The sequence below is a fragment of the Acidovorax sp. sic0104 genome (genome assembly GCF_019219095.1).
Classification (GTDB): Bacteria; Pseudomonadota; Gammaproteobacteria; order Burkholderiales; family Burkholderiaceae_C; genus Acidovorax.
On record NZ_JAHUWH010000004.1, the window covers coordinates 245,216 to 268,576 of the forward strand.

Sequence of the window (23,361 nt, forward strand, 5' to 3'; positions counted from 1 at the left end):
TTCATCTCCGTTCCTTTCTTCATCCAACCAACGACTCCACGAGGAAGCAGCACCATGACGGTCTCCCACACCCCCACCAGCGATGCCTGGTACCGCAGCGTCGAGAAAACCAGCCAGACCGACGACGAACGTATCAAGGACATCACCGTGTTGCCTCCTCCCGAACACCTGATCCGCTTCTTCCCCATCAGCGGCACGCCGGTGGAGTCGCTGATCACCCAGACCCGCCAGAACATCCACAACATCATGGCCGGCGACGACGACCGCTTGCTGGTCATCATCGGTCCCTGCTCCATTCACGACCCGGCTGCAGCCCTCGAATATGCCCGCCGCCTGAAGGTGGCCCGCGAGCAATACAAGGACACGCTGGAGATCGTGATGCGCGTGTACTTCGAAAAACCCCGCACCACGGTCGGCTGGAAGGGTCTGATCAACGACCCCTACCTGGACGAGACCTATCGCATCGACGAAGGCCTGCGCATCGCGCGCCAGCTGCTGATCGACATCAACCGCCTGGGCATGCCTGCGGGCAGCGAGTTCCTGGACGTGATCTCGCCCCAGTACATCGGAGATTTGATTTCCTGGGGCGCCATCGGCGCGCGCACCACCGAAAGCCAGGTGCACCGCGAACTGGCCTCGGGCCTGTCTGCCCCCATCGGCTTCAAGAACGGCACGGACGGCAACATCCGCATCGCCACCGACGCCATCCAGTCCGCCAGCCGCGGCCACCATTTCCTGTCGGTGCACAAGAACGGCCAGGTCGCCATCGTCAACACCAATGGCAACAAGGACTGCCACGTGATCCTGCGCGGCGGCAAGGCGCCCAACTACGACGCCGAGAGCGTGGCCGCCGCCTGCAAGGACCTGGAAGCCGCCAAGCTGCCCGCCACGCTGATGGTGGACTGCAGCCATGCCAACAGCAGCAAGCAGCACCAAAAGCAGATGGACGTGGCGCGCGACGTGGCCGGCCAGATTGCTGGGGGCTCGCGCAGCGTCTTCGGCCTGATGATCGAGAGCCACCTCACCGCGGGCGCCCAGAAGTTCACGCCAGGCAAGGACGACGCCTCCGCGCTGACCTACGGGCTGAGCATCACCGACGCCTGCCTGGGCTGGGACGATTCGCTGCAGTCGCTGGCAGAGCTGTCCGAGGCTGTGAAGGCACGTCGCGCGCGCTGATGAACGCCGCAGGGTCGCGCCGCGCTGGCGTGGCCCTAAACTGATACCGTGGTGCCGATACCTGGCACGCGCTGCCACCAACCCCGGTTATCAGAACAGAAGAAAGGCAATCCAACATGCACAGCGAAGTCTCCGTCCGCCTGGCCGCAAGCCAGGAATTCCGGTTCGATCTGAAAGACGCCGAGCCCATGGGCCACGAGGCCGGCCGGCGTTGGCTGGATGAACAGTTCACCGCGCTGGACTGCGAACCCCTGCGCGCCAGCGGCAAGGTGCTGCTGGCCGACAAGGTGTTGACCGTGGCGCGTGCCGCGGGCGAAAGGCTGCTCGCCGACCCCGCCTGGCTGAAGGACTTTGCCCGCGCATCCACGGCCGCGCTGGCCAAGCCGGTGGTGCGGGTGGATGTGCCTGCGATGGCCGTCACGTTCTGATCACCTTCTCGGGACGGCGCGCCGAGGGGGTGGCTGCGTCGCTCCCTTCAAGTTGCGGATGCGGTAGAAATTGCTCCTAAGGCTTGTCAAATAAGCGCCTGCAGCTATTTATCTTGTAGCGCTTGCAGCAACTTGGCGTGGACGCCCCCGAACCCGCCGTTGCTCATGCACACGATGTGATCGCCTGGCAGGGCGGACTGGGCGACCAGCGTCACCAGCGTATCGATATCTGCGGCCGTCTGGGCGCGCCGCCCGGGGCCCACGCCCAGCGGTGCCAGGGCTTGCGCGGCGTCCCAGTCCAGGCCTGCGGTGTGGCAGAACGCCAGATCGGCGGGCTCCAGGGACCAGGGCAGTTGCGCCTTCATGGCACCCAGCTTCATGGTGTTGCTGCGGGGCTCGAACACGGCCAGTATCCGGGTGGGCTGGCCACCACCGCTCTTGCCGTCGTTTGCCGCATCGATGCTGCGGCGCAGGCCGTCCAGCGTGGTGCGGATGGCCGTCGGGTGGTGGGCGAAGTCGTCATATACGGCGACGCCACCCACTGTGCCGCGCAGCTCCATGCGGCGCTTGACGTTCTGGAACGACCCCAGCGCGAGGGCGGCCTGCTTCGGGGGGACGCCCACATGGTGCGCCGCGGCGATGGCTGCCAGCGCGTTGAGCTGGTTGTGCACGCCCGTCAGGCCCCATTCGACGCGGGCGGTTCTCTGGCCCCGGTGCAGCACGTCGAAGGCGTGCGGCGGGCCGTCGGCCGAAAAGTCGCCCACGGCGTCGCCGAAACTGCTCACCTCACTCCAGCAGCCCATGTGCAGCACCCGGGCCAGGCTTTCCTCCAGTCCGTTGACCACCACGCGGCCCGATGGCGGCACGGTGCGCACCAAGTGGTGGAACTGCCGCTCGATGGCTGCCAGGTCATCGAAGATGTCCGCGTGGTCGAACTCCAGGTTGTTCAGTACGGCGGTGCGGGGGCGGTAGTGCACGAACTTGCTGCGTTTGTCGAAGAAGGCCGTGTCGTATTCATCGGCTTCGATGACGAAAAGAGGGCGGGCTGCGGGTTGCTTGGCGGCGAACTGGCCCAGGCGGGCCGACAGGCCGAAGTTCAGCGGCACGCCGCCAATCAGGAACCCGGGCTGCTGGCCTGCGCTCTCCAGGATCCACGCGAGCATCGACGTGGTGGTGGTCTTGCCGTGCGTGCCCGCCACGGCCAGCACATGGCGGCCCTGCAGCACATGCTCGGCCAGCCACTGCGGACCGCTGGTGTAGGGCAGGCCGGCCTCCAGAATGGCTTCCATGAGCGGGAACTTGGGAGACCCATCGGGCAACCGGGCACGGCTGACCACATTGCCCACCACGAACATGTCGGGCTTGAGGGCCACCTGATCTGCGCCGAAGCCCTCGATCAGGTCGATGCCCAGGGCCCGGAGCTGGTCGCTCATCGGCGGGTACACGCCCGCATCGCAGCCGGTGACTTTGTGCCCCGCCTCGCGCGCCAGCGCCGCCAGGCCGCCCATGAACGTGCCGCAGATGCCCAGTATGTGTATATGCATGGGCGCAGATTCTAAGAGCCAGCCCACGGGCGGCCGGGCGCCGTGGCCCAGAGCCCGCTGCGGTGCCGCAAGGCGCTCGCACAAAGGGCGCGGCCTGCAAGGTATGAGGGGGGTGCGGCGGGCTCTGAAGCCCATCAATGCTGCGTGGACAGCTACTAAAAATGTAGCAATTGTGCCAGCGGTACTGACGATCCCATCGGATCCAAGGGTCAACCCCTATCCACCGTGGCGGTTGGCGCCACAATGCGAAGGTGTCTTTCTGCCGCCCTGACTGCCATGCACACACCTTTGAGCGAAGAGATCGCCCACACCACGGCCCGCCTGGTAGTGGAAGAGGGCCTGGAATGGGGGCCGGCCAAGCGCCGCGCGCTGCGCCAGATGGGCCTGCCTGCCCGCACGCCGCTGCCCGACAACGACCAGGTCGAGGCGGCGGTGCGCGAATACATCGACATCTTCTGCGCCGACACCCAGCCCCGCGAATTGCGGGCCCTGCGGCAACTGGCGCTGGTTTGGATGGAACGCATGGCCGCTTTCCGGCCGCATCTTGCCGGCGCAGTGTGGCATGGCACCGCCACACGCCTGTCGGATATTTATCTTCAATTGTTTTGCGATGACTCGAAATCTGCGGAAATAGCGCTCATCGACCACCATGTGGACTACGAACCGCGTACCGTGACGGGTTTCCACGGCGAGTCCGTGGAGGCCCTGAGCCTGGGCAGCAAGTCGCCGGAACTCAATGAAATGATCGGCGTGCACTTGATGATTTACGACCTGGACGACCTGCGGGGTGCCTTGCGGCCCGACGCGAAAGGCCGTGTGCCGCGTGGCGACATCACGGCCGTGCGGCGCCTTCTGCAGGAAAATGCTGCCCCATGAATGCTCCTGTACCTTCCGAGTCCACCCTGGCGGCAGAGTCTGCGCCGTTCCCATCGTCGGGGCGTCGGCGTCTGCTGTATGCAGGAGTGGCGGGCGCTGCGGCACTGGGTGGTGCCGGGCTCGCATGGTGGAAGTTCCAGCCGCATGCCATCGAGAGCGGCGCGGAGCAGGCCTTGTGGGCGCTGGATTTCGAGCGGCCCGAGGGCGGGACGGTGGCGCTCAAGGAGATGGCCGGCAAGCCGTTGCTCCTGAACTTCTGGGCCACGTGGTGTGCGCCCTGCGTCGAAGAGCTTCCCATGCTCAACGCGTTCTTCCGCGAACAGGCCGCCAATGGCTGGCAAGTGCTGGGTTTGGCGATCGATCAGCCCTCGGCGGTGCGCAAGTTCCTGGCACGCATTCCGCTGGAGTTTCCCGTGGGACTGGCTGGAATGGGGGGGACTGAACTGGGCCGTTCGCTTGGCAACCTCACCGGTGGCCTGCCTTTTACCGTCGTGCTGGGTGGCAATGGCCGGGTGCTGCACCGTAAAATGGGGCAGGTGACGCCGCAGGATCTGCAACTCTGGGCTTCTTTGCGATGACTTCCAGGCGGTCCAAATCCGCCTTCCTGGATGCCGAAAGGTGCGGGGACGTGCGAATTGTCAGCGGAAGTTCATGAAAAATAAGTGTGGAAGACGGTGATAGGGTGAAATTGGAGTAAATTCGCGCCCTATTCAGTTTTATAGCCGTTGGAGCTTCCATGGATCTGCGAAAACTCAAAACCCTCATCGATCTCGTGTCCGAGTCGAATGTGTCCGAACTCGAAATCACCGAGGCCGAGGGCAAAGTCCGCATCGTCAAGAGCGGTGGCGCGGTCGTCCAGCAATACGTGCCCGCGCCGGTGCAGGCCTCCGCACCCGCTGCTGCGCCCGCAGCCGCACCCGTGGCCGAACTGCCCGCGCCTGCTGCTGCGGCGCCCACGGGCCACATCGTCAAATCCCCGATGGTGGGCACGTTCTACCGCTCGTCCAGCCCTGGTGCCAAGGCATTTGTCGAAGTCGGCAGCCAGGTGAAGGAAGGCGAGACCATCTGCATCATCGAAGCCATGAAGATCCTGAACGAGATCGAAGCGGACAAGTCCGGTACGGTCACGCGCATCATGGGAGAGAACGGCCAGGCTGTGGAATACGGACAGCCGCTGTTCGTCATCGAATAAGGCGCTCATGTTCAAGAAAATCCTGGTCGCAAACCGAGGGGAGATTGCCCTCCGTATCCAGCGCGCCTGCAGTGAACTTGGAATCAAGGCGGTGATGGTCTACTCCGAGGCCGACCGCGAAGCCAAGTACGTCAAGCTGGCCGAAGAAGCGGTGTGCATCGGCCCTGCGCCCTCGCCGCTGTCCTACCTCAACATGCCGGCCATCATTTCGGCGGCCGAAGTCACCGATGCCGAGGCCATTCACCCTGGCTACGGCTTCCTGTCCGAGAACGCCGATTTCGCCGAGCGCGTAGAAAAGAGCGGCTTCCAGTTCATCGGCCCGACGCCCGACAACATTCGCACGATGGGCGACAAGGTCTCGGCCAAGCAGGCCATGATCCGCGCCGGCGTGCCCTGCGTGCCAGGGTCCGAGGGCGAGCTGCCCGATGACCCGGTGCAGATCCGCCGCATTGCCAAGGCCGTGGGCTACCCCGTGATCATCAAGGCCGCCGGCGGCGGTGGTGGCCGCGGCATGCGCGTGGTGCACACCGAAGCGGCTCTGGTCAATGCCGTGCAGATGACCAAGGCCGAGGCGGGTGCGGCTTTCGGCAATCCTGCGGTGTACATGGAGAAGTTCCTCCAGAACCCCCGCCACATCGAGATCCAGGTCCTGGCCGACAAGCACCGCAACGCGGTGTACCTGGGCGAGCGCGACTGCTCCATGCAGCGCCGCCACCAGAAGGTGATCGAAGAGGCGCCGGCCCCCGGCATCCCGCGCAAGTTGATCGAGAAGATCGGCGAGCGCTGCGTCGCTGCCTGCAAGAAGATCGGCTACCGCGGTGCGGGTACCTTCGAGTTCCTGTACGAGAACGGCGAGTTCTACTTCATCGAGATGAATACCCGCGTGCAGGTGGAGCACCCCGTGACCGAATGGATCACGGGTGTGGACATCGTGAAGACGCAGATCATGGTGGCGGCCGGCGAGAAGCTGCCGTTCACCCAGCGCCAGATCGAGATCCGCGGCCATGCCATCGAGTGCCGGGTGAACGCGGAAGACCCGTACAAGTTCATCCCGTCGCCGGGGCGCATCACCACATGGCATCCGCCGGGTGGCCCGGGCGTGCGCGTGGACTCGCACGCGTACACCAACTACTTCGTGCCGCCCAACTACGACTCGATGATCGGCAAGATCATCGTGCACGGCGATACGCGCGAGCAGGCCCTGGCCCGCATGCGCACGGCTCTGTCAGAGACCGTCATCGAGGGCATCAACACCAATGTGCCGCTGCACCGCGAACTGATGGTGGATGCGAAGTTCATGGCTGGCGGCACCAACATCCACTACCTCGAAGAGTGGTTGTCCCAGCACAAGCGATAGGTTTTCGGTGCCAGCGCGGCCCACTGGGCCGTGCGCTTGTTTCCATCCACATGCTGGCCTCTGGCAACGGGGGCCGGCATTTCATTTTTTCTGAGAGTCACCCATGTTCGAGCTCAGCCTGATGTGCCCGGAAGACAGTATCGAAGCGGTCAGTGACGCGCTGGATGCACTGGATGCCCTGTCGGTGTCCGTCGAGGATGCCGATGCGCAGACCGATGCCGAGCAGGCGCTGTTCGGCGAGCCCGGCATGCCGCCGCCCAAGGATGGGTGGCAGCGTAGCCGTGTGGTGGCACTGTTCCCCACAGAAGCTGCCGCTCACGAGGCGCGCGACCTGCTGGCCGTGCAGGACTTCTTTGAAGGCTGCCAGGTGCTGGGTGTGGCGCGGGTCGAGGAGCAGGACTGGGTGCGCCTCACGCAGTCGCAGTTCGCGCCCGTGGACATCACGCCGGATTTCTGGATCGTGCCCACTTGGCACGAGCTGCCTCGCCAGGCCACGCGCAGCATCCGCCTGGACCCGGGCCTGGCGTTCGGCACCGGCACGCACCCCACCACGCGCATGTGCCTGCGCTGGATCGCGCGCCATGGCGCCACCGATGCAGCAGTGCAGGGTAATCCGCTCGGGCGTGTGCTGGACTACGGCTGCGGCTCGGGCATTCTGGCCATCGGCGCCGCCAAGTTCGGCGCCGCCGAGATCGACGCGGTGGACATCGACCCGGCGGCCGTGGAGTCCACGTCCCAGAACGCCACCGCCAACGAGGTCGTGCTGCGCGCGGGACTGCCGGACAAGGCGCAGGGGCAGTACCAGACGGTGCTGGCCAACATCCTGGCCACCCCGCTGCGCGTGCTGGCGCCGCTGCTGTGCGGGCATGTGGCCGAAGGTGGGCATCTGGTGCTGGCCGGTATCCTGGAGCGGCAGCGTGATGAACTCAAGGAGGCCTATGCCCCCTGGGTTCAGCTGGAAGTCGCGGATACGGAAGACGGCTGGATCCTGATGACGGCCCGGCGCTGAGCCCGCAGCGCCTTTCCCCGCATCGGGAAAGAAGCACCGGCCCCTACAATCATCCGCAGATGAGCCAGATCACCCGTTGCCCGTCCTGTGCCACCTCCTTCAAGGTGGTCGCGGATCAATTGCGCATCTCCGAAGGATGGGTGCGCTGCGGTCAATGCAAGGAAGTCTTTGACGCGGCGGCCCATCTGCTGCCGGCGCCCCCGCCACCGTTGCTGCCGGATGTCTCCTTGACGGACGTGCGTCCGCCCATGGCGCCGGTGGTGCGCAAATCCGACGCAGGGCGGGCGTGGGGGACGAGGGCTGCGGCCGTGTCGTCGCAATCGCCAGTGCCAGTGCCATTCGCGCCAGTCGCTGACCCTGCACCTGTGCCTGCCGCACCCGTCTATGCGGCCGCGGAGTTTTCGCTGTTCGAATCTGCGCCGCCGGTGGTGGCCGCAGATACCGCGCCGCAAGCTGAACCGCTCTCCGTGCCCGTCCACATTCCCGAATCGGTGCCAGGGCACGAATCGGTGCTCGCCGTTCCCGACCCTACCGTGCCGGCGTTTCTGGCGGCGGCTCGTGGTGCCGACGCGCGCAATGCGGTGGACCTGCGCCTTGAGCCTCTTACCCCGTTCGCCTGGCGCGCGCGCGAGAAGGCGCCAGATCGGCAGCAGCCCGCACCGCCTGCAGATGTTGGTGCAACAGGCCTGTCAGGCATGCCGATGTCCGCATCGCCAGAGGGCTTCGTGCAGTCCCAGGGCGCGGATGTGGGGTCTTTGCCGCCGGCCTGGGCAGACCCGAAAGTTGCCATCCCCCGATCACCTGGCACTGCCCCAGCCGCTGCAGCGCCCGCCGCGCAAGCGGCATCAGCCTCCATGCCTTTGTCCGTGCCTGCAGGCTACGAGTTGCCATTCGCGGATTTGCGCGACGATGGCGAACTGTTGGAGATGCCCTCGTTTGAAGAGACGGCACCGGCGGACTTGACACCGATGGGCTACCCGGCCCTCGAACTGCCCATCAGGCCGGGTTCTGCACCCCCGGTGGCTGCCGCTGCGCCTGAAGTTGAATCCGGCCGGAGTCCGGGCCCAGACCTCGGTGCATCGAAGCGCGCGCCCGCTCCATCCGCGAAGGAGCCTGTGGCGGAAGGATCCGGTCTGCCGGCGGTGGATTTCGTGCAGGAGCCGCGGGAGAGCGCGCAGACCCCAGCACCGGCCCCAGCGCTCTCTCTGGTGGACGATACGTCCCCTGCTGCGGTGCTCCAGCCCAGGACGCGCAAGGTAGCGCGGGATGAGCCGGTGGATGACGAGGACGAAGACCCCCAGGCTGAGACGGAGGTGGGTTTCGTCGTTGCCGCGCGCAGAAAGGCTTTCTGGCGCAGACCCGCGGTGCGTGGTGTCCTGGTGCTGGTGTTGCTGATTTCGACAGCGGCATTGGTCCTTCAGGTGGCCGTCCAGGAGCGAGACCGCATCGTGGCGATGGATGCGCGTGCGCGCCCCTGGCTGATGAAGCTGTGCGCTCCTTTGGGGTGCGATATTGCTCCGCAGCGCCAGATCGCCGACATGGTCATCGACAGTTCGTCCTTCAACAAGGCGCGGGGCGACAGCTACCAGCTCACCATGGGCGTGAAGAGCAAGGCGAGCATTGTGCTGGCGATGCCGGCCGTGGAACTCACCCTGACCGATGCGCAGGACCAGCCTATCCTGCGGCGTGTACTCCTGCCCGCCGACATGGGGGCGCCTTCCGAATTGCCGGCCCGCGGCGAGTGGTCTACGTCGGTGTCGGTGGTCGTGACCACTGGGGGAGCGCGTGTGGCTGGATACCGGCTGCTCGCGTTCTATCCCTGAGCCGGATACTTTTCTCTTTGTTCAACCTTCATCACCGATATGGCTGCCCTTATTTGCGGTTCCCTGGCGTTCGACACCATCATGACCTTCGAGGGGCGGTTTGCCGAGCAGATCCTGCCCGACCAGCTGCACATCTTGAACGTGTCCTTCCTGGTCCCGTCGCTGCGCCGGGACTTCGGCGGTTGCGCGGGCAACATCGCCTACAGCCTCAAGCTGCTCGGGGGCGAGCCCGTGCCCATGGCCATGCTGGGCACTGATGGCGGCGAGTATCTGCAGCGCCTGCAATCGCTGGGCATCAGCCAGCGCCATGTGGGCCAGGTCCAGGACGCCTACACGGCGCAAGCCATGATCATGACCGACCACGACAACAACCAGATCACCGCGTTCCACCCCGGCGCGATGATGCAGGCGCACGCCAACCGCATCGAGCCTGATGCGCACGTGAAGCTTGGCATCATCTCGCCCGACGGGCGCGATGCGATGCTGCAACATGCGCAGCAGTTCGTGGCGGCAGGGATTCCCTTCGTGTTCGATCCGGGTCAGGGTCTGCCCATGTTCAATGGCGAAGAACTCATGAGGTTTGTCGAGCAGGCGACCTGGGTGACGGTGAATGACTATGAAGGCAAGATGCTGTGCGACCGCACGGGCATGAGCCTGCAGGAGCTCTCCTGCAAGGTTCAGGGACTGGTGGTGACGCTGGGCGCCCAAGGGTGCGATGTGTGGGTGGAGGGGGTGAAGACCCACGTGCCCGCTGTGGTTCCGACGCAGGTGGTTGATCCTACCGGCTGCGGTGATGCATGGCGCGGCGCGCTGCTGTTCGGGCTGGAAAAAGGCTGGACACTGGTGCGCTGCGCCGAGCTCGGCAACAGGGTGGGCGCGCTCAAGATCGCGCAGCGAGGCCCGCAGAACTACACGCTCGATTTCGCGCCGCAGTGATGGCCGGATAGCCCCTCGCCCCGACAGGCCAGGTCGTGCGCCGGATCTGGCGTCGCGCCCCTTGGGGTGGCGCGGTGCGTGCAGGGCACGAGCTCATTCTCAGGCATAAAAAAACCCGGTGCACAGGCACCGGGTCGATGGCGTCATACGCCAATATCAGGGCTTGTTGCCTGTAGGGAATGGCCAGGCTGCCTGAGGGTTCAGCGTGGTCTGTGCAGCGGGAGCTGCGGCGGCAGGGGCAGGGGCCTTGGGGGCCTTCTTGGCGGGCGAAGCCTTCTTCGCAGCAGGGGCTGCCTTCTTGGCTGCGGGAGCAGCCTTCTTTGCCGCGACGGCCTTCTTGGCGGGTGCTGCCTTCTTGGCGGGCGTGGCCTTCTTCGCTGCTACAGCCTTCTTGGCGGGAGCGGCTTTCTTTGCCGGTGCTGCCTTCTTGGCGGGCGCGGCCTTCTTCGCTGCTACAGCCTTCTTGGCGGGAGCGGCTTTCTTTGCCGGTGCTGCCTTCTTGGCGGGCGCGGCCTTCTTCGCTGCTACGGCCTTCTTGGCGGGAGCGGCTTTCTTTGCCGGTGCTGCCTTCTTGGCGGGCGCGGCCTTCTTCGCTGCTACAGCCTTCTTGGCGGGAGCGGCCTTCTTTGCCGGTGCTGCCTTCTTGGCGGGCGCAGCCTTCTTGGCCGGTGCTGCCTTCTTCGCTGCTACTGCCTTCTTGGCAGGAGCGGCCTTCTTCGCGGGAGCTGCCTTCTTTGCAGCGGTCTTTTTCGCAGTTGCCATCATGTTCTCCTTGGGTCAATTTGCAAAGAGCACTTCCTGTCTTCTGTGGGCAGGAAGCGATCCATGGGGATGGAGGCTGTCTCCATCCCCATGAACACGGGAACGCTCCACACGGCAGTGCTCTGCGGCGCTGTCTATGGGGTGCGTGGTGTAGATATCCATGGTGGTGCAATGCAAAGAAAGCGCTAGTCCCAGGACAGCGCACCACCAGACTGGTATTCAATAACCCGGGTCTCGAAGAAGTTGCGTTCCTTCTTGAGGTCGATCATCTCGCTCATCCAGGGGAACGGGTTCTCCTCGTTGGGGAACAGCGTTTCCAGCCCGATCTGCGTGGCGCGGCGGTTGGCGATGTAGCGCAGGTAGCCCTTGAACATCGATGCGTTCATGCCCAGCACGCCACGAGGCATGGTGTCTTCGGCGTAGCGGTATTCCAGCTCTACGGCCTTCATGAACAGCGCGTTGATCTCGGCCTTGAACTCGGCGGTCCACAGATGGGGGTTCTCGAGCTTGAGCTGGTTGATCAGGTCGATGCCGAAGTTGCAGTGCATCGACTCGTCGCGCAGGATGTACTGGTACTGCTCTGCAGCACCGGTCATCTTGTTCTGGCGGCCCAGCGCCAGGATCTGCGTGAAGCCGACGTAGAAGAACAGGCCTTCCATCAGGCAGGCGAACACGATCAGGGACTTGAGCAGCGTCTGGTCGGTCTCGAATGTGCCGGTGTGGAAGTTGGGGTCCATGATCGCCTCGATGAAGGGGATCAGGAACTCGTCCTTGTCGCGGATGGAGGGCACTTCCAGGTAGGCGCTGAAGATCTCGCCTTCATCCAGGCCGAGCGACTCCACGATGTACTGGTAGGCGTGCGTGTGGATCGCTTCCTCGAAGGCCTGACGCAGCAGGAACTGGCGGCATTCGGGCGCGGTGATGTGGCGGTACGTGCCCAGCACGATGTTGTTGGCGGCCAGCGAGTCGGCGGTCACGAAGAAGCCGAGGTTGCGCTTGATGATGCGGCGCTCGTCATCCGTCAGGCCGTTGGGGTCCTTCCACAACGCGATGTCCCGCGTCATGTTCACTTCTTGCGGCATCCAGTGGTTGGCGCAGGTGGCAAGGTACTTTTCCCATGCCCACTTGTACTTGAACGGCACCAGCTGGTTGACGTCGGTCTGTCCGTTGATGATGCGCTTGTCGGCAGCGTTCACGCGGCGGTGTGTGGGGGCAGCAGGCGCAGCGGCTGGCGTTGCCTGCGGTGCAACCGATGCCGTCATCGATGCGTGCACGGCCTGCAGGGAGGGCGTCTGGAAAGACAGGGGCGGCTGTTCCACCGAGTGGCTCTTGTTCAGTCCACCGTCCAGTTGGTTTTGCGATGAGGGCTTGACTTCTTCGTCCCAGGACAACATAGATTTTCCAGTGTTCGGATTATGAAAGCAGTGCTGCGAAAAGAAAAGCACTGAAGCGTTGCGCAGCAACGATTTGTTGCTTCACAGCACATGCGCAACGCCTCGGATGTGTGCGAGGCGTTGCGCGCGAAGTCCTTATTGGCAGGCTTCGCAGCCTGGGTCGTCGATGGCGCAGAACTTCACGTCCGTGGCGGGCACGGATGCGGACTGTGCAGCAGCAGCTGCAGCCGCTGCATCGAGCGCGCTGGGCTTGGCCTGTGCAGGTGCCGAAGCCCCCGGTGCGCCGCCTTCATTGCCGGAGGATACGGCGTTGAGCTGGCGCGTGTTCACCGTGCTCATCTCGACGTGCGTGGCGCTTTGCGTGCGCAGGTAGTACGTGGTCTTGAGGCCGCGGATCCACGCGAGCTTGTAGGTGTCATCCAGCTTCTTGCCCGATGCACCGGCCATGTAGATGTTCAGGCTTTGCGCCTGGTCGATCCACTTCTGGCGGCGCGATGCGGCTTCCACCAGCCACTGCGGCTCGACCTCGAAGGCCGTGGAGTACAGCGCCTTGATGTCGGCCGGCACACGGTCGATGGGGTGCAGCGAGCCCTTGAAGTGCTTGAGGTCCATGATCATCACGTCGTCCCACAGGCCCAGGCGCTTGAGGTCGCGCACCAGGCCGCCGTTGATGACGGTGAACTCACCCGACAGGTTGGACTTCACGGACAGGTTGCCGAACGAGGGCTCGATCGATGCGTCCACGCCGATGATGTTGGAGATGGTGGCGGTGGGGGCAATGGCCACGCAGTTGGAATTGCGCATGCCGTCCTGAGCGATCTTCTTGCGCAGGGCATCCCAGTCCAGTGTGGAGGAGCGGTCCACTTCCACATAGCCGCCGCGTGCCTGCGAAAGCATGTCCAGCGTATCGAAAGGCAGGATGCCGCGGTCCCACAGGGAGCCCTTGTAGCTCGAATACTGGCCGCGCTCGCGGGCCAGCTCGGTGGAAGCCCAGTATGCGTAGTAGCAGATGGCTTCCATCGACTTGTCGGCGAACTCCACCGCTGCCTGGGAGGCATAGGGGATGCGCAACTCGTACAGGCTGTCCTGGAAGGCCATCAGGCCCAGGCCCACGGGGCGGTGGCGCAGGTTGGAATCGCGGGCCTTGTTGACGGCGTAGTAGTTGATGTCGATCACGTTGTCCAGCATGCGCATGGCCACCGTGATGGTCTTCTTGAGCTTGTCGTGGTCGATCTGACCGTTCTTCAGATGCTGCAGCAGATTGACGGAACCCAGGTTGCACACGGCCGTTTCGGTGTCGCTGGTGTTCAGCGTGATCTCGGTGCACAGGTTGGACGAGTGCACCACGCCTGCGTGCTGTTGGGGCGAGCGCACGTTGCAGGCGTCCTTGAAGGTGATCCAGGGATGTCCGGTCTCGAACAGCATGGTCAGCATCTTGCGCCACATGTCGGTGGCCTGCACCGTCTTGGCGGGCTTGATTTCGCCGCGAGCAGCCTTCTCTTCGTAGGCCACGTACGCTTTCTCGAAGTCAGCGCCGAACAGGTCGTGCAGATCAGGCACGTTGGAGGGCGAGAACAGCGTCCAGGTGCCCTTTTCCATCACGCGGCGCATGAAGAGGTCGGGGATCCAGTTGGCCGTATTCATGTCGTGCGTGCGGCGGCGGTCATCACCGGTGTTCTTGCGCAGCTCCAGAAACTCTTCGATGTCCAGGTGCCAGGTTTCCAGGTAGGTGCAGACGGCGCCTTTGCGCTTGCCACCTTGGTTCACGGCCACGGCGGTGTCGTTGACCACCTTGAGGAAGGGCACCACGCCCTGCGATTCTCCGTTCGTGCCCTTGATGTGCGAGCCCAGCGCACGCACGCGGGTCCAGTCGTTGCCCAGGCCGCCGGCAAACTTGGACAGCAGGGCGTTTTCCTTGATGGATTCGTAGATGCCATCCAGGTCGTCGGGCACTGTGGTCAGGTAGCAACTGGAGAGTTGCGAGCGCAGCGTGCCGCTGTTGAACAGCGTGGGCGTGCTCGACATGAAGTCAAAGGACGAAAGCACTTCATAGAACTCGATGGCGCGGGCCTCACGGTCCTTTTCGTTCAGCGCCAGGCCCATGGCCACGCGCATGAAGAACGCCTGGGGCAGTTCGATGCGGGTTTTCTTGACGTGCAGGAAGTAGCGGTCGTACAAGGTCTGCAGGCCGAGGTAATCAAACTTCAGGTCGCGCTCTGCCTTGAGCGCACCGCCCAGGCGCTGCAGGTTGTACTGCAGCAGGCGCTCGTCCAGCAGCTCGTTGTCCACGCCCTTCTGGATGAACTGGGGGAAGTAGTCGAGGTATGCCCGGCCCATGTCGGCCTGGGCTACTTCCTTGCCCAGCACTTCGCGCACGATGGTGTGGAGCAAGAGGCGCGCGGTGGCGTAGGTGTAGTCGGGGTCCTTCTCGATCAGCGTGCGGGCCGCCAGGATGGACGCCTTGTAGACCTCGTCCATGGGAACGCCGTCGTACAGATTGCGCATGGTTTCGGACACGATGGGCTCGGCCTTGACGTCTGCACCCAGGTTCACGCAGGCGGATTCGATCAATGCCTGCAGCCGCCCCAGGTCCAGCGCAACACGCGCGTCGCCATCGATCACGTGCAGCAGCGGTGCGGCTGGAGCGGCGGCCTGCTGTTCTGTATGGCGAGCACGTTCCTGCGTGCGGCGCTCGCGGTACAGCACGTAGGCGCGGGCGATTTCGTGGTACTCGCCGCGCATCAGGCCCAGCTCCACCTGGTCCTGCACATCCTCGATGTGAAAGGTGCCACCTGCGGGGCGTGACCGCACCAGCGCACGCACCACGTTCTGCGTCAGTGTGTCGACAACTTCGCGTACGCTGGCAGAAGCTGCGCCCTGGGTGCCGTGGACCGCAAGAAACGCCTTCATCATCGCCACCGCGATCTTCTGGGGCTCGAAAGGCACCACGGCGCCGTTGCGGCGGATGATCTGGTAGTGCGGGAGCGAGTGGGGGGCACCAGCCGGCGCGGCCTGGGAAGCGAGAGCATCCGATGTGGCGGCGTGGGTGGGGGAAGGCGTGTTCAAAGCAGCTTGCATGGGTGTCCTCTTCTTTGGGCTGTCTGGGGTGTGATGCTCGGCTGGGAATGCAGCCGGGCCGGGAGATCGGTGTGCCGGACTTTGGAGTGGGCACACTATATATGGTGTATCTCGTGCATTCAAGACACTACCGGTAGTGTATCGCGGTAAAAATGCCCCGAGGCCCACGCGGCTTGTGCTAGGCGCGTGAAGCGGAGCACTGGCACCACCGCGCAATCCATTGAAACGCGGGGATATGGGGCAGGCAACCCGCATGTCGACACGCGTTGCGCGGGATTTCGCCCCCGAGACCGCATGGTTCCTTGCGGCCGCCAAGCACTGCAACAATGTGCAAACGCACAAAGAAAAATCCTGGATGTGGCGCTGGGGCCGCAGCGATCAGCGTGGCGGCGGGTGGCCGGCGAGGGTGGCGACAGGAAAGCGGCGCAACGGCCAACGGAGCGCATCATGAAGAAGGCGCCAGTCGAACCCTGGCCCGGGATCCTGCTTGCGACCCGGGGCAATGTGCTCGTGGCCGGCGATGTACTCGATGGCGTAGCGCTTTTCGATGTCCAGACACAGCCGGGCAAGTGTCTGGTACTGCGGGGCTTCGAACTCTCGGCCCTCCAGACCTTCGAGTTCGATGCCGATGGAGTCGTCGTTGCACTGGTTGCGGCCTCGGTACGACGACTGCCCCGCATGCCAGGCGCGCTGGTCGCAACTCACGAATTGCCAGAGCATGCCGGTGCGCTCGATGAAGAAATGCGACGACACGGCCAGGCCGCGGATGCTCTGGAAGTACGGATGAGCGTCCCAGTCGAGCGTGTTGGTGAATAGTTGCTGCACGTGGCCCGTCCCGTATTCGCCCGGTGGCAAACTGATGGAGTGCACTACGATCAGGTCGATGGCCGAAGACGGCAGTGCGGGCCGATCACCGTAGTTCGGGGACACCAGCCGCTGCGCGGCGCGGTGCCAGCCGCCATCCCATGGCAAGGCCGTATCCCGCGCGGCGTCAGGCGATCTCGTCATTCGCATCCTGGTCGTTGGGCACGGCAATGTTCAGGCGGGCGATGCGGTAGCGGATCTGGCGCAGGCTGATCCCCAGGCGTGCCGCCGTGGCCGTGCGATTGAATCCAGCCTCTCTCAGAGCGCGGATGAGGATGTCGCGCTCTTGCTGGTCCAGCCAGGCCTGCAGGTCGCTGGGCAGCGGCACGGAACTGCCGGGGCTGGGGCTGGCCTCAGCGGCTGCGTCCGTCAAAGAACTGGCCGGCGCGCTGGTTGCCGGCGCCGTTGCGAGCGTTTCGGCGCGCGAGCTTGCGGAGTCCGGCGGCAGCACGGGCGCGTCCACCTGCAAGTCCTCACCGTCGCTGAGCGCGACGGCGCGGTGCAGCAGGTTTTCCAGTTCGCGGACGTTGCCGGTCAGCGGGTGCGCCGCGATGGACGTCAACGCCTGCTCGGTCAGCCGGGGCACTGCGATGCCTGACTCCTGGGCGATGCGGGAGAGCAGCGCGGCGCACAGTGCGGGCAGGTCTTCGCGCCGCTCGCGCAGCGGTGGGATCACGATCTCGATCACGTTGAGACGGTAGTACAGATCCTGCCGGAATCGGCCCGACTGCACATCGGCGGCCAGGTCACGGTGTGTGGCGCTGACGATGCGCACGTCCACGGTTTCTTCCTGCGTCGAGCCCAGCGGCCGCACGCTGCGTTCCTGGATGGCTCGCAGCAGCTTGGACTGCATGGCCAGCGGAAGGTCCCCGATCTCGTCAAGGAACAGTGTGCCGCCCCGCGCGGCCTGGAAGTAGCCGTCACGGTCCTGCGATGCGCCGGTGTAGGAGCCCTTGCGCGCGCCGAAGAACTCGGCCTCCAGAAGGTTCTCGGGAATGGCGCCGCAATTGACGGCCACCAGAGGCCCGTCGGCGCGTTGGCTGCTTGCATGCAGTGCCTGTGCGACCAGTTCCTTGCCGGTGCCTGATTCGCCGTGGATCAGCACGGGTGCCATGCCGCGGGCCACCTTGGCTACCCGCTGCTTGACGTTGCGGATCGCGGCGGACTCGCCCACCATGCGCTCCAGCGCCGGTGTCGACCCCGACGATTCGCCTGCGGCCGCCATGGCGGTCCTGCCCTGGTTGCGCGCTGCGCGGGGCGCGGGTACGCCACCCGTGCCCTGAATGGCGGAGGCCACCACCGAGCGGAACTGTTTGAGATCCACCGGTTTGGTGAGGTAGTCGAAAGCCCCGGAGCGCAGCGCTTCGACCGCGTTCTCGGCGGAGCCATAGGCCGTCATCACTACGCAGCGCTCCTTGCGCTGCTGCTCACGCAGGTCCTGCAGCAGTTCCATGCCGAAGCCGTCAGGCAGCCGCATGTCGGTGATTACCGCATCGAAACGGTGGGCCTTGAGTTGCTCGCGCGCTTCCTGCACGCTCGAGGCTGTTTCCACGCGATAGCCTTCGCGCAGCAGCGTAAGCTCGTACAGGACGCGCAGGTCGGGTTCGTCGTCTACGACGAGGATGGAAGCGGGGGTGGCGTTCATGGGAGTGGAGGTCAGACCACGATGGTGTCGAACAGCGTGGCGGATTCCGCCGGACGGGTGGTGCGGCGAAAGCCGACGGTGAAGGCATTGCCCCCGGATTCACCCCGTGATGTCGCCCGTGACAGCCGCTGGTAGCTGATGGAGGCGCCATGGCGCTGGCACAGTTCGCGGCAAATATAGAGGCCCAGGCCGCTGGAGCGGCTTTCGGACGAGAAGAAGGGTTCGAACAGATGGCGCTCCACGGACTTGTCCATGGGAGCACCGTCGCTCCACACCTGCAGGCTGATCTGGCCTGAAGGCTGCGACCGTGTGCTGACCAGCAGCGAGTCCGGCTCCTGGCCCATGTAGCGCAGGGCGTTGTCCAAAAGATTCACGAGTACGCGCCGCAGGTGCTCGGGATCGAACTCCACCTGGACCGCCTTGGCATCGAGCGTCACCTTCGCCCTGCGCTTGGCTGGATCCTGGGCCTGCCAGTCGTTCCATATCTGCGCCACGGTGTCGTCCAGAGGCACGGTGGAGGCCGGGGCGTGGCTGATCTGGTGCTGCACGCGGGCGATGTCCAGTACCTCTTCTGCAATCCTGGCCAGGCGGTCGGCGTTCTGCTGCACCATGTGCGCCAGGCGCTTGTGGGCGGGATCGTGCAGGTCTTCCTCCAGCAAGGCATTGGCTTGCACGATAGCGGCCAGCGGATTGCGTATCTCGTGCGCAACGGCCGCCGACATGCGACCCATCGCCGCCAGTTTTTCGGTACGCAGGCGAGCCTCCATTTCGCGCAGATCGTGCAGGAACATCACGCACAGCCGCTCGGTGTGCGTTTGCTCCGATGCCTCCCTCGTGGATGTGAGCCAGGTGCGAACATGCAGACCCGTGGGGCTTTGCCCCGGGTGCAGCAGGTCGACATCGGCCGTCAGCGAGTGCTCCTGCCTGAAGGTACGGCGCGCCAGAACCACCAGGGGATTCCAGGCGGCCTCGGCGGTCAGCACGAACGGCAGTTCTGGCAGGCCCCGCCCGCCCAGCAATTGCAGTCCTGCGGGGTTTGCGATGCGCACAGTATCGCTGTGGTCCACGACCAGCACACCATCGGTCAGATTCTGTATCACGAGCGCGCTGACCTGGGTCTGCACCCGGGCAGCGACCTGGCTTTGGTGGGCTACTTCCTGTTCGCGCGCCAGACGCGTGGCCAGTTGGTGAACCAGAAAGCTGACGATGAAGTAGCCAGTGCACGTCAGCGCGCTTTGCAGGTATCGTGATGCATCGTCGCCCATGGCGCGCGACCCCATCCACCATGCCCACACCAGCAGCAGCAGCGTAGCTGCTGCGGTGGTTCCCAATGCCAGCGTCAAAGTGCCCAGCACAGCCGCCATCAGGATGGGCAGGCCGAACAAGGGGGTGAAATTCATGATGCCGGAGTGCAGCAACTGAAGGAGGGCGATGGCCAGCAGGTCGACGCCGAGGGAAGGCAGCCAATGGGGCCCTGCGCGTGGCGATGGAGGGGCATCTCCTGCCAGTACCCGCAGCAAGGCGGTGGCAATGAGGTAAACCACGCAAACTCCCAGCACCGCCGGTTCCAATGCCTGGTTGACGATCTGCCCCACGCCCTGCAACAGCAGCAGAGACAGCGCCACCACGACGCGTGCGGTGAGGAAACCACGCCACAGGCGCACGAACGGCGCATCCACGGCGGGTGAGAAGATCCCGGCGGCTGGAACTCGCATGTCTCAGGCCGGTCCCAGGTGCCGATGCTCCGGGCAACAGTAGGCATGGTTGCCCAGCATCAGCGCTTCTGCCTGCGGAATGTGCACGCCGCAGTGCGCGCAGGCCAGTATGTCCTGCGGTCCACCCGGCGGTGGCGCTGGCCGGCGTGCCTGCACTTCAGTGTCCTTCTCGCGGCGGCTGCGCCAGATGCCGATGGCCACGACCAGTACGATCAGCAGAACGAGGTACTTCATGCGCTGCGCCCCAACACCACTTCCATCACGAAGCGTGAGCCCACATAGGCCAGCAGCAGCAGCGTCGAACCCGCGTAGAGTACGCGCACGGCATTGCGGCCACGCCAGCCAAAGCGCGCGCGGCCGATCAGCAACGCTGCAAACGTGAGCCACGAGAGCATGGAAAAAACGGCCTTGTGGTCCCAGCGCCAAGCGCGACCGTAGAGCGTTTCACCAAACAGCCAGCCGGCCAGCAGCGTGGCTGTCAGCAGGATGAAGCCCGCTGTCACGAAGCGGAAGGTCAGGCGTTCCAGCGTCAGCAACGGGATACCGCTGTGCGGGTCTTCAGCCTGACGGATATGCCGCTCGGCGCGGGTCATGAGCCAGGCATGTACCACGGCGGCACCGAAGAGGCCGTAGCAGGCGATGCCCAACGCCAGATGCAGAGGCAGCCACGCGGAGGCCGTGACGTGCAGGGGCTGGCCAGGGAACACCAGCGCCAGCACGACCGCCACGGCGCCCAGGGCGGCCAGCACCCAGCGCGACTGCATCTGGGGAAAGAGCTGCCGCTCGACCGCATACACGGTGAGTACCAGCCAAGCCGTCATCGACAGCGCAGGCGCGAAGCCGAATCGGGGCGCATCGCCCCACAGGCCCCAGACCAGCACGGCACCGTGCAGCACCCAGGCCACCAGCAGCGCGTTGCGGGCCGCCGTGGTGCCCAGCCGCCTGGCGGCAACTGCGGGTACGCCATATGCCACCGCGGCGGCCAGGGCCAGCAGCCAGCTGAGGGGGGAGCTACTCGCTAAAATCATGGATCGCAGTTTAGCCTTTTGCCCCCACCGCCCCTACCTTGGCGGGCCTGCCTGCCACAACCGTGGTGTTGATAGCGCGCAGGCAACACCGGAACATTGCCCATGGCCTCCGCACTTACCGACAAACTTTCGCGCCTCGTCAAGGAGATGCGTGGCCAGGCTCGCATCACCGAAGCCAACGTGCAGGACATGCTGCGCGAGGTGCGCATGGCCCTGCTGGAGGCCGATGTGGCCTTGCCGGTGGTGCGGGACTTCATCGCTCGGGTCAAGGAAAAGGCGCTGGGGCAGGAGGTGCTGGGTTCGCTCAAGCCCGGCCAGACGCTGGTCTCCATCGTCAACCGCGAGTTGGCCGCCACGATGGGCGAGGGCATCTCCGACATCAATCTGGCTGCCCAGCCCCCTGCCATCATCCTGATGGCGGGCCTGCAGGGTGCCGGCAAGACCACGACCACCGCCAAGCTGGCCAAGCACCTGATCGAAAAGCGCAAGAAGAAGGTCCTGACCGTTTCGGGCGACGTGTACCGCCCGGCGGCCATCGAGCAGCTCAAGACGGTGACGAAGCAGGCAGGCGCCGAGTGGTTCCCCAGCACGCCGGACCAGAAGCCCCTGGAAATCGCACGCGCAGCGCTCGACTACGCCAAGAAGCATTACTTTGACGTGCTGCTCGTCGATACGGCCGGCCGCCTGGCCATCGATGAGGCCTTGATGAAGGAAATCAAGGACCTGCACGGCGCCCTCAATCCTGTCGAGACGCTCTTCGTCGTCGATGCCATGCAGGGCCAGGATGCCATCAACACCGCCAAGGCCTTCAAGGAGGCTCTCCCCCTGACCGGTATCGTGCTGACCAAGCTGGACGGCGATTCGCGCGGCGGTGCGGCGCTGTCGGTGCGGCAGGTCACGGGAGCACCCATCAAGTTCGCGGGCGTTTCGGAAAAGATCGACGGCCTGGAGGTCTTCGACGCCGAGCGCCATGCGGGCCGCATCCTGGGCATGGGTGACATCGTGGCACTGGTCGAGCAGGTCACGGCCGGCGTGGACATGGAGGCCGCCCAGAAGCTGGCTGCCAAGGTCAAGAGCGGCGACGGATTCGATCTCAATGACTTTTTGTCGCAGATTCAGCAGATGAAGCAGATGGGCGGCCTGTCCAGCCTGATGGACAAGCTCCCCTCGCAGCTCACGGCCAAGGCCGGCGCAGTGGACATGGACAAAGCCGAAAAAGACATCAAGCGCAAGGAAGGCATCATCCAGAGCATGACGCCGCTGGAGCGCCGCAAGCCCGATCTCATCAAGGCCACCCGCAAGAAGCGCATCGCTGCTGGCGCAGGCGTGCATGTGCAGGAGGTCAATCGCCTGCTCAAGGAGTTCGAGCAGATGCAGGGCATGATGAAGAAGATGAAGGGCGGTGGCCTCATGAAGATGATGAAGCGCATGGGGGGCATGAAGGGTCTGGGCGGCGGCGGCATGCCCAAGATGCCGTTCTGAGCGCTTTCCAAAAGTTCACCGCTCCACCCCCGCGTGCTCACGGCCGCGGGCTGTGACCATCAGCCCAGCCGCTGCCACTCAGGGCGCCGCGAGCCAGTACTTCAGCGGGCGTCCGGCCCAGGCCTTGGCCTCATCCCCCACAAACATCTGCGGCTTCGAGGCCGGCAGCTTGCGCCGCTTCTCCTGGGCGGTGATGGACCTCCGGGCCTCTGCCATCCAGTCCTCCACCGCAAGGCTTCCAGCGCCAGCCTGGCCGAAAAGCGCCTCGGCGAACGGCGTGTGCTGCCCGTCGTACTGGCACTTGAACGAAGTGAGGCGCACGTCGGTCGCCGTCATCACGACGCGTTGGGGCGCCTTCAGGGACTCGACGAATGCGCCGCTGTAGCAGGCGGACAGCACCACCATCGTGGGTACCTTGATCAGTGGGGCGAGCGCATCGCTGAGCATCCGCGGCGTAATGGGCTGCAGGTTCTTGCCTGCGGCGCTGATGTTGAGAAGCCCCGGGTTCGCATGGGTGGAAATGAACAGCAGCACGCGATCGCGCGGCTTGGCCACCTCGGCTGTCTTGGCCATCACCAGTGCAAAGTTCTCGGCAGTTGCCTGGGGCCATTCGGTGCTCTCGTTGCGCGCCGGGTTGGCCAGCTTGAGCATCAGTGCGTTGGGGTCGATCCGGCTGACCAGCTTCTCTGCCAGCAGGACATCGTTGCGAAAGGCCTTGGACTGCGAGTGCATTGCAAAGCCGGCAAAGATGATGCGGCCTGGCGGCTCGGCAGGTGGCGCGGGTTCAGGCGCAGCCTGGACCAAGGGCGCCGGGGTGCTCACTGCCTTGGGAGGCGGTGCCACGCAGCCTACAGCGGTGAGGGCAAGCACCAGTGCGCAGCCATGGAAGAAGCGCCGCGCAAAGGCACTGGTGTTGAATGATGACGGAGGCATGGTTCGACAAAAAAGCAGCTCGCGGGTGAATGGGCACCGCCTGGCGGAGCTCGTGCACAGGCGTTTTCGAAGCGTGCCTATCCTAAGTGAATGCCTGCCCTTTCCTGGTGACCCGCAGC

20 protein-coding genes are annotated in these 23,361 nt (G+C 64.8%); 10 read left to right on the forward strand and 10 right to left on the reverse strand.

The features are described 5' to 3' along the window. The first annotated feature begins 54 nt into the window (after positions 1-54). Positions 55-1,176, forward strand: a complete 1,122-nt coding sequence (locus KW835_RS09265) for a 3-deoxy-7-phosphoheptulonate synthase (RefSeq protein ID WP_218382064.1) — start codon at positions 55-57, stop codon at positions 1,174-1,176. A gap of 116 nt (positions 1,177-1,292) precedes the next feature. Further along, a complete protein-coding gene (locus KW835_RS09270; protein ID WP_218382065.1) occupies positions 1,293-1,604 on the forward strand; it encodes a hypothetical protein in 312 nt (103 codons plus the stop codon). Positions 1,605-1,708: 104 nt separating this feature from the next. On the opposite strand, the gene mpl is transcribed toward KW835_RS09270, so the two are convergent. Then, positions 1,709-3,148 carry a UDP-N-acetylmuramate:L-alanyl-gamma-D-glutamyl-meso-diaminopimelate ligase gene (mpl, locus tag KW835_RS09275; protein ID WP_218382066.1) on the reverse strand — a complete coding sequence of 480 codons (1,440 nt, stop codon included), beginning with the start codon at positions 3,146-3,148 and terminating at the stop codon, positions 1,709-1,711. A 276-nt stretch (positions 3,149-3,424) separates the two neighbouring features. On the opposite strand from mpl, the gene KW835_RS09280 reads away from it, so the two are divergent. The 7 genes from KW835_RS09280 (at position 3,425) to KW835_RS09310 (ending at position 10,341) form a co-directional block, all read left to right on the forward strand. Then, positions 3,425-4,024 (forward strand): hypothetical protein, encoded by a 600-nt coding sequence (locus KW835_RS09280; protein WP_218382067.1) that lies wholly within the window; start codon positions 3,425-3,427, stop codon positions 4,022-4,024. Then, positions 4,021-4,602, forward strand: a complete 582-nt coding sequence (locus KW835_RS09285; RefSeq protein WP_218382068.1) for a TlpA disulfide reductase family protein — start codon at positions 4,021-4,023, stop codon at positions 4,600-4,602. The genes KW835_RS09280 and KW835_RS09285 overlap by 4 nt, the downstream gene beginning before the upstream one ends. A 158-nt stretch (positions 4,603-4,760) precedes the next feature. After that, entirely contained in the window at positions 4,761-5,216 is a 456-nt protein-coding gene (gene accB, locus KW835_RS09290; RefSeq protein ID WP_218382069.1) for an acetyl-CoA carboxylase biotin carboxyl carrier protein, read from the forward strand. Positions 5,217-5,223: 7 nt separating this feature from the next. Beyond that, a complete protein-coding gene (gene accC, locus KW835_RS09295) occupies positions 5,224-6,573 on the forward strand; it encodes an acetyl-CoA carboxylase biotin carboxylase subunit (protein WP_218382070.1) in 1,350 nt (449 codons plus the stop codon). 103 nt (positions 6,574-6,676) lie between these two features. Then, entirely contained in the window at positions 6,677-7,582 is a 906-nt protein-coding gene (gene prmA / locus KW835_RS09300; RefSeq protein WP_218382071.1) for a 50S ribosomal protein L11 methyltransferase, read from the forward strand. Positions 7,583-7,641: 59 nt separating this feature from the next. Further along, positions 7,642-9,405 carry a zinc-ribbon and DUF3426 domain-containing protein gene (locus KW835_RS09305; RefSeq protein ID WP_218382072.1) on the forward strand — a complete coding sequence of 588 codons (1,764 nt, stop codon included), beginning with the start codon at positions 7,642-7,644 and terminating at the stop codon, positions 9,403-9,405. A 39-nt stretch (positions 9,406-9,444) separates the two neighbouring features. Further along, the gene (locus KW835_RS09310; protein ID WP_218382073.1) at positions 9,445-10,341 is read left to right on the forward strand and encodes a carbohydrate kinase family protein; all 897 of its coding nucleotides are present in this window, start codon (positions 9,445-9,447) and stop codon (positions 10,339-10,341) included. Positions 10,342-10,497: 156 nt separating this feature from the next. On the opposite strand, the gene KW835_RS09315 is transcribed toward KW835_RS09310, so the two are convergent. From KW835_RS09315 to KW835_RS09350, 8 genes are all read right to left on the reverse strand, one after another. After that, the gene (locus KW835_RS09315) at positions 10,498-11,103 is read right to left on the reverse strand and encodes a histone (RefSeq protein WP_218382074.1); all 606 of its coding nucleotides are present in this window, start codon (positions 11,101-11,103) and stop codon (positions 10,498-10,500) included. 185 nt (positions 11,104-11,288) lie between these two features. Then, the gene (locus KW835_RS09320; RefSeq protein WP_218382075.1) at positions 11,289-12,497 is read right to left on the reverse strand and encodes a ribonucleotide-diphosphate reductase subunit beta; all 1,209 of its coding nucleotides are present in this window, start codon (positions 12,495-12,497) and stop codon (positions 11,289-11,291) included. A 135-nt stretch (positions 12,498-12,632) separates the two neighbouring features. Next, a complete protein-coding gene (locus KW835_RS09325; protein WP_218382076.1) occupies positions 12,633-15,575 on the reverse strand; it encodes a ribonucleoside-diphosphate reductase subunit alpha in 2,943 nt (980 codons plus the stop codon). A gap of 378 nt (positions 15,576-15,953) precedes the next feature. Further along, positions 15,954-16,583 (reverse strand): 1,6-anhydro-N-acetylmuramyl-L-alanine amidase AmpD, encoded by a 630-nt coding sequence (ampD, locus tag KW835_RS09330; protein WP_370633604.1) that lies wholly within the window; start codon positions 16,581-16,583, stop codon positions 15,954-15,956. Beyond that, positions 16,567-18,084, reverse strand: a complete 1,518-nt coding sequence (locus KW835_RS09335; protein ID WP_218382078.1) for a sigma-54 dependent transcriptional regulator — start codon at positions 18,082-18,084, stop codon at positions 16,567-16,569. The genes ampD and KW835_RS09335 overlap by 17 nt, the downstream gene beginning before the upstream one ends. An 11-nt stretch (positions 18,085-18,095) precedes the next feature. Beyond that, positions 18,096-19,799: a sensor histidine kinase KdpD gene (locus tag KW835_RS09340; protein WP_218382079.1), complete on the reverse strand. Its 1,704-nt coding sequence runs from the start codon at positions 19,797-19,799 to the stop codon at positions 18,096-18,098. 3 nt (positions 19,800-19,802) lie between these two features. Next, positions 19,803-20,033 (reverse strand): PP0621 family protein, encoded by a 231-nt coding sequence (locus KW835_RS09345; protein WP_218382080.1) that lies wholly within the window; start codon positions 20,031-20,033, stop codon positions 19,803-19,805. After that, positions 20,030-20,827: an inner membrane protein YpjD gene (locus tag KW835_RS09350; protein WP_218382081.1), complete on the reverse strand. Its 798-nt coding sequence runs from the start codon at positions 20,825-20,827 to the stop codon at positions 20,030-20,032. The genes KW835_RS09345 and KW835_RS09350 overlap by 4 nt, the downstream gene beginning before the upstream one ends. A gap of 102 nt (positions 20,828-20,929) precedes the next feature. Between KW835_RS09350 and ffh the strand changes: the two genes are divergently transcribed. Further along, the gene (gene ffh, locus KW835_RS09355) at positions 20,930-22,309 is read left to right on the forward strand and encodes a signal recognition particle protein (RefSeq protein ID WP_218382082.1); all 1,380 of its coding nucleotides are present in this window, start codon (positions 20,930-20,932) and stop codon (positions 22,307-22,309) included. 78 nt (positions 22,310-22,387) lie between these two features. Here the strand turns inward: ffh and KW835_RS09360 are convergent, their stop codons facing one another. After that, complete coding sequence (locus KW835_RS09360) at positions 22,388-23,242, reverse strand: C13 family peptidase (protein WP_218382083.1); 855 nt, start codon at positions 23,240-23,242, stop codon at positions 22,388-22,390. Positions 23,243-23,361 lie beyond the last annotated feature (119 nt).

Excerpts from the sequence above, each read along its gene's own strand:
- KW835_RS09265 (WP_218382064.1), top strand. The coding sequence starts at position 55 with ATGACGGTCTCCCACACCCCCACCAGCGATGCCTGGTACCGCAGCGTC.
- KW835_RS09270 (WP_218382065.1), top strand. The coding sequence starts at position 1,293 with ATGCACAGCGAAGTCTCCGTCCGCCTGGCCGCAAGCCAGGAATTCCGG.
- mpl (WP_218382066.1), bottom strand. The coding sequence starts at position 3,148 with ATGCATATACACATACTGGGCATCTGCGGCACGTTCATGGGCGGCCTG.
- KW835_RS09280 (WP_218382067.1), top strand. The coding sequence starts at position 3,425 with ATGCACACACCTTTGAGCGAAGAGATCGCCCACACCACGGCCCGCCTG.
- KW835_RS09285 (WP_218382068.1), top strand. The coding sequence starts at position 4,021 with ATGAATGCTCCTGTACCTTCCGAGTCCACCCTGGCGGCAGAGTCTGCG.
- accB (WP_218382069.1), top strand. The coding sequence starts at position 4,761 with ATGGATCTGCGAAAACTCAAAACCCTCATCGATCTCGTGTCCGAGTCG.
- accC (WP_218382070.1), top strand. The coding sequence starts at position 5,224 with ATGTTCAAGAAAATCCTGGTCGCAAACCGAGGGGAGATTGCCCTCCGT.
- prmA (WP_218382071.1), top strand. The coding sequence starts at position 6,677 with ATGTTCGAGCTCAGCCTGATGTGCCCGGAAGACAGTATCGAAGCGGTC.
- KW835_RS09305 (WP_218382072.1), top strand. The coding sequence starts at position 7,642 with ATGAGCCAGATCACCCGTTGCCCGTCCTGTGCCACCTCCTTCAAGGTG.
- KW835_RS09310 (WP_218382073.1), top strand. The coding sequence starts at position 9,445 with ATGGCTGCCCTTATTTGCGGTTCCCTGGCGTTCGACACCATCATGACC.
- KW835_RS09315 (WP_218382074.1), bottom strand. The coding sequence starts at position 11,103 with ATGGCAACTGCGAAAAAGACCGCTGCAAAGAAGGCAGCTCCCGCGAAG.
- KW835_RS09320 (WP_218382075.1), bottom strand. The coding sequence starts at position 12,497 with ATGTTGTCCTGGGACGAAGAAGTCAAGCCCTCATCGCAAAACCAACTG.
- KW835_RS09325 (WP_218382076.1), bottom strand. The coding sequence starts at position 15,575 with ATGCAAGCTGCTTTGAACACGCCTTCCCCCACCCACGCCGCCACATCG.
- ampD (WP_370633604.1), bottom strand. The coding sequence starts at position 16,583 with ATGACGAGATCGCCTGACGCCGCGCGGGATACGGCCTTGCCATGGGAT.
- KW835_RS09335 (WP_218382078.1), bottom strand. The coding sequence starts at position 18,084 with ATGAACGCCACCCCCGCTTCCATCCTCGTCGTAGACGACGAACCCGAC.
- KW835_RS09340 (WP_218382079.1), bottom strand. The coding sequence starts at position 19,799 with ATGCGAGTTCCAGCCGCCGGGATCTTCTCACCCGCCGTGGATGCGCCG.
- KW835_RS09345 (WP_218382080.1), bottom strand. The coding sequence starts at position 20,033 with ATGAAGTACCTCGTTCTGCTGATCGTACTGGTCGTGGCCATCGGCATC.
- KW835_RS09350 (WP_218382081.1), bottom strand. The coding sequence starts at position 20,827 with ATGATTTTAGCGAGTAGCTCCCCCCTCAGCTGGCTGCTGGCCCTGGCC.
- ffh (WP_218382082.1), top strand. The coding sequence starts at position 20,930 with ATGGCCTCCGCACTTACCGACAAACTTTCGCGCCTCGTCAAGGAGATG.
- KW835_RS09360 (WP_218382083.1), bottom strand. The coding sequence starts at position 23,242 with ATGCCTCCGTCATCATTCAACACCAGTGCCTTTGCGCGGCGCTTCTTC.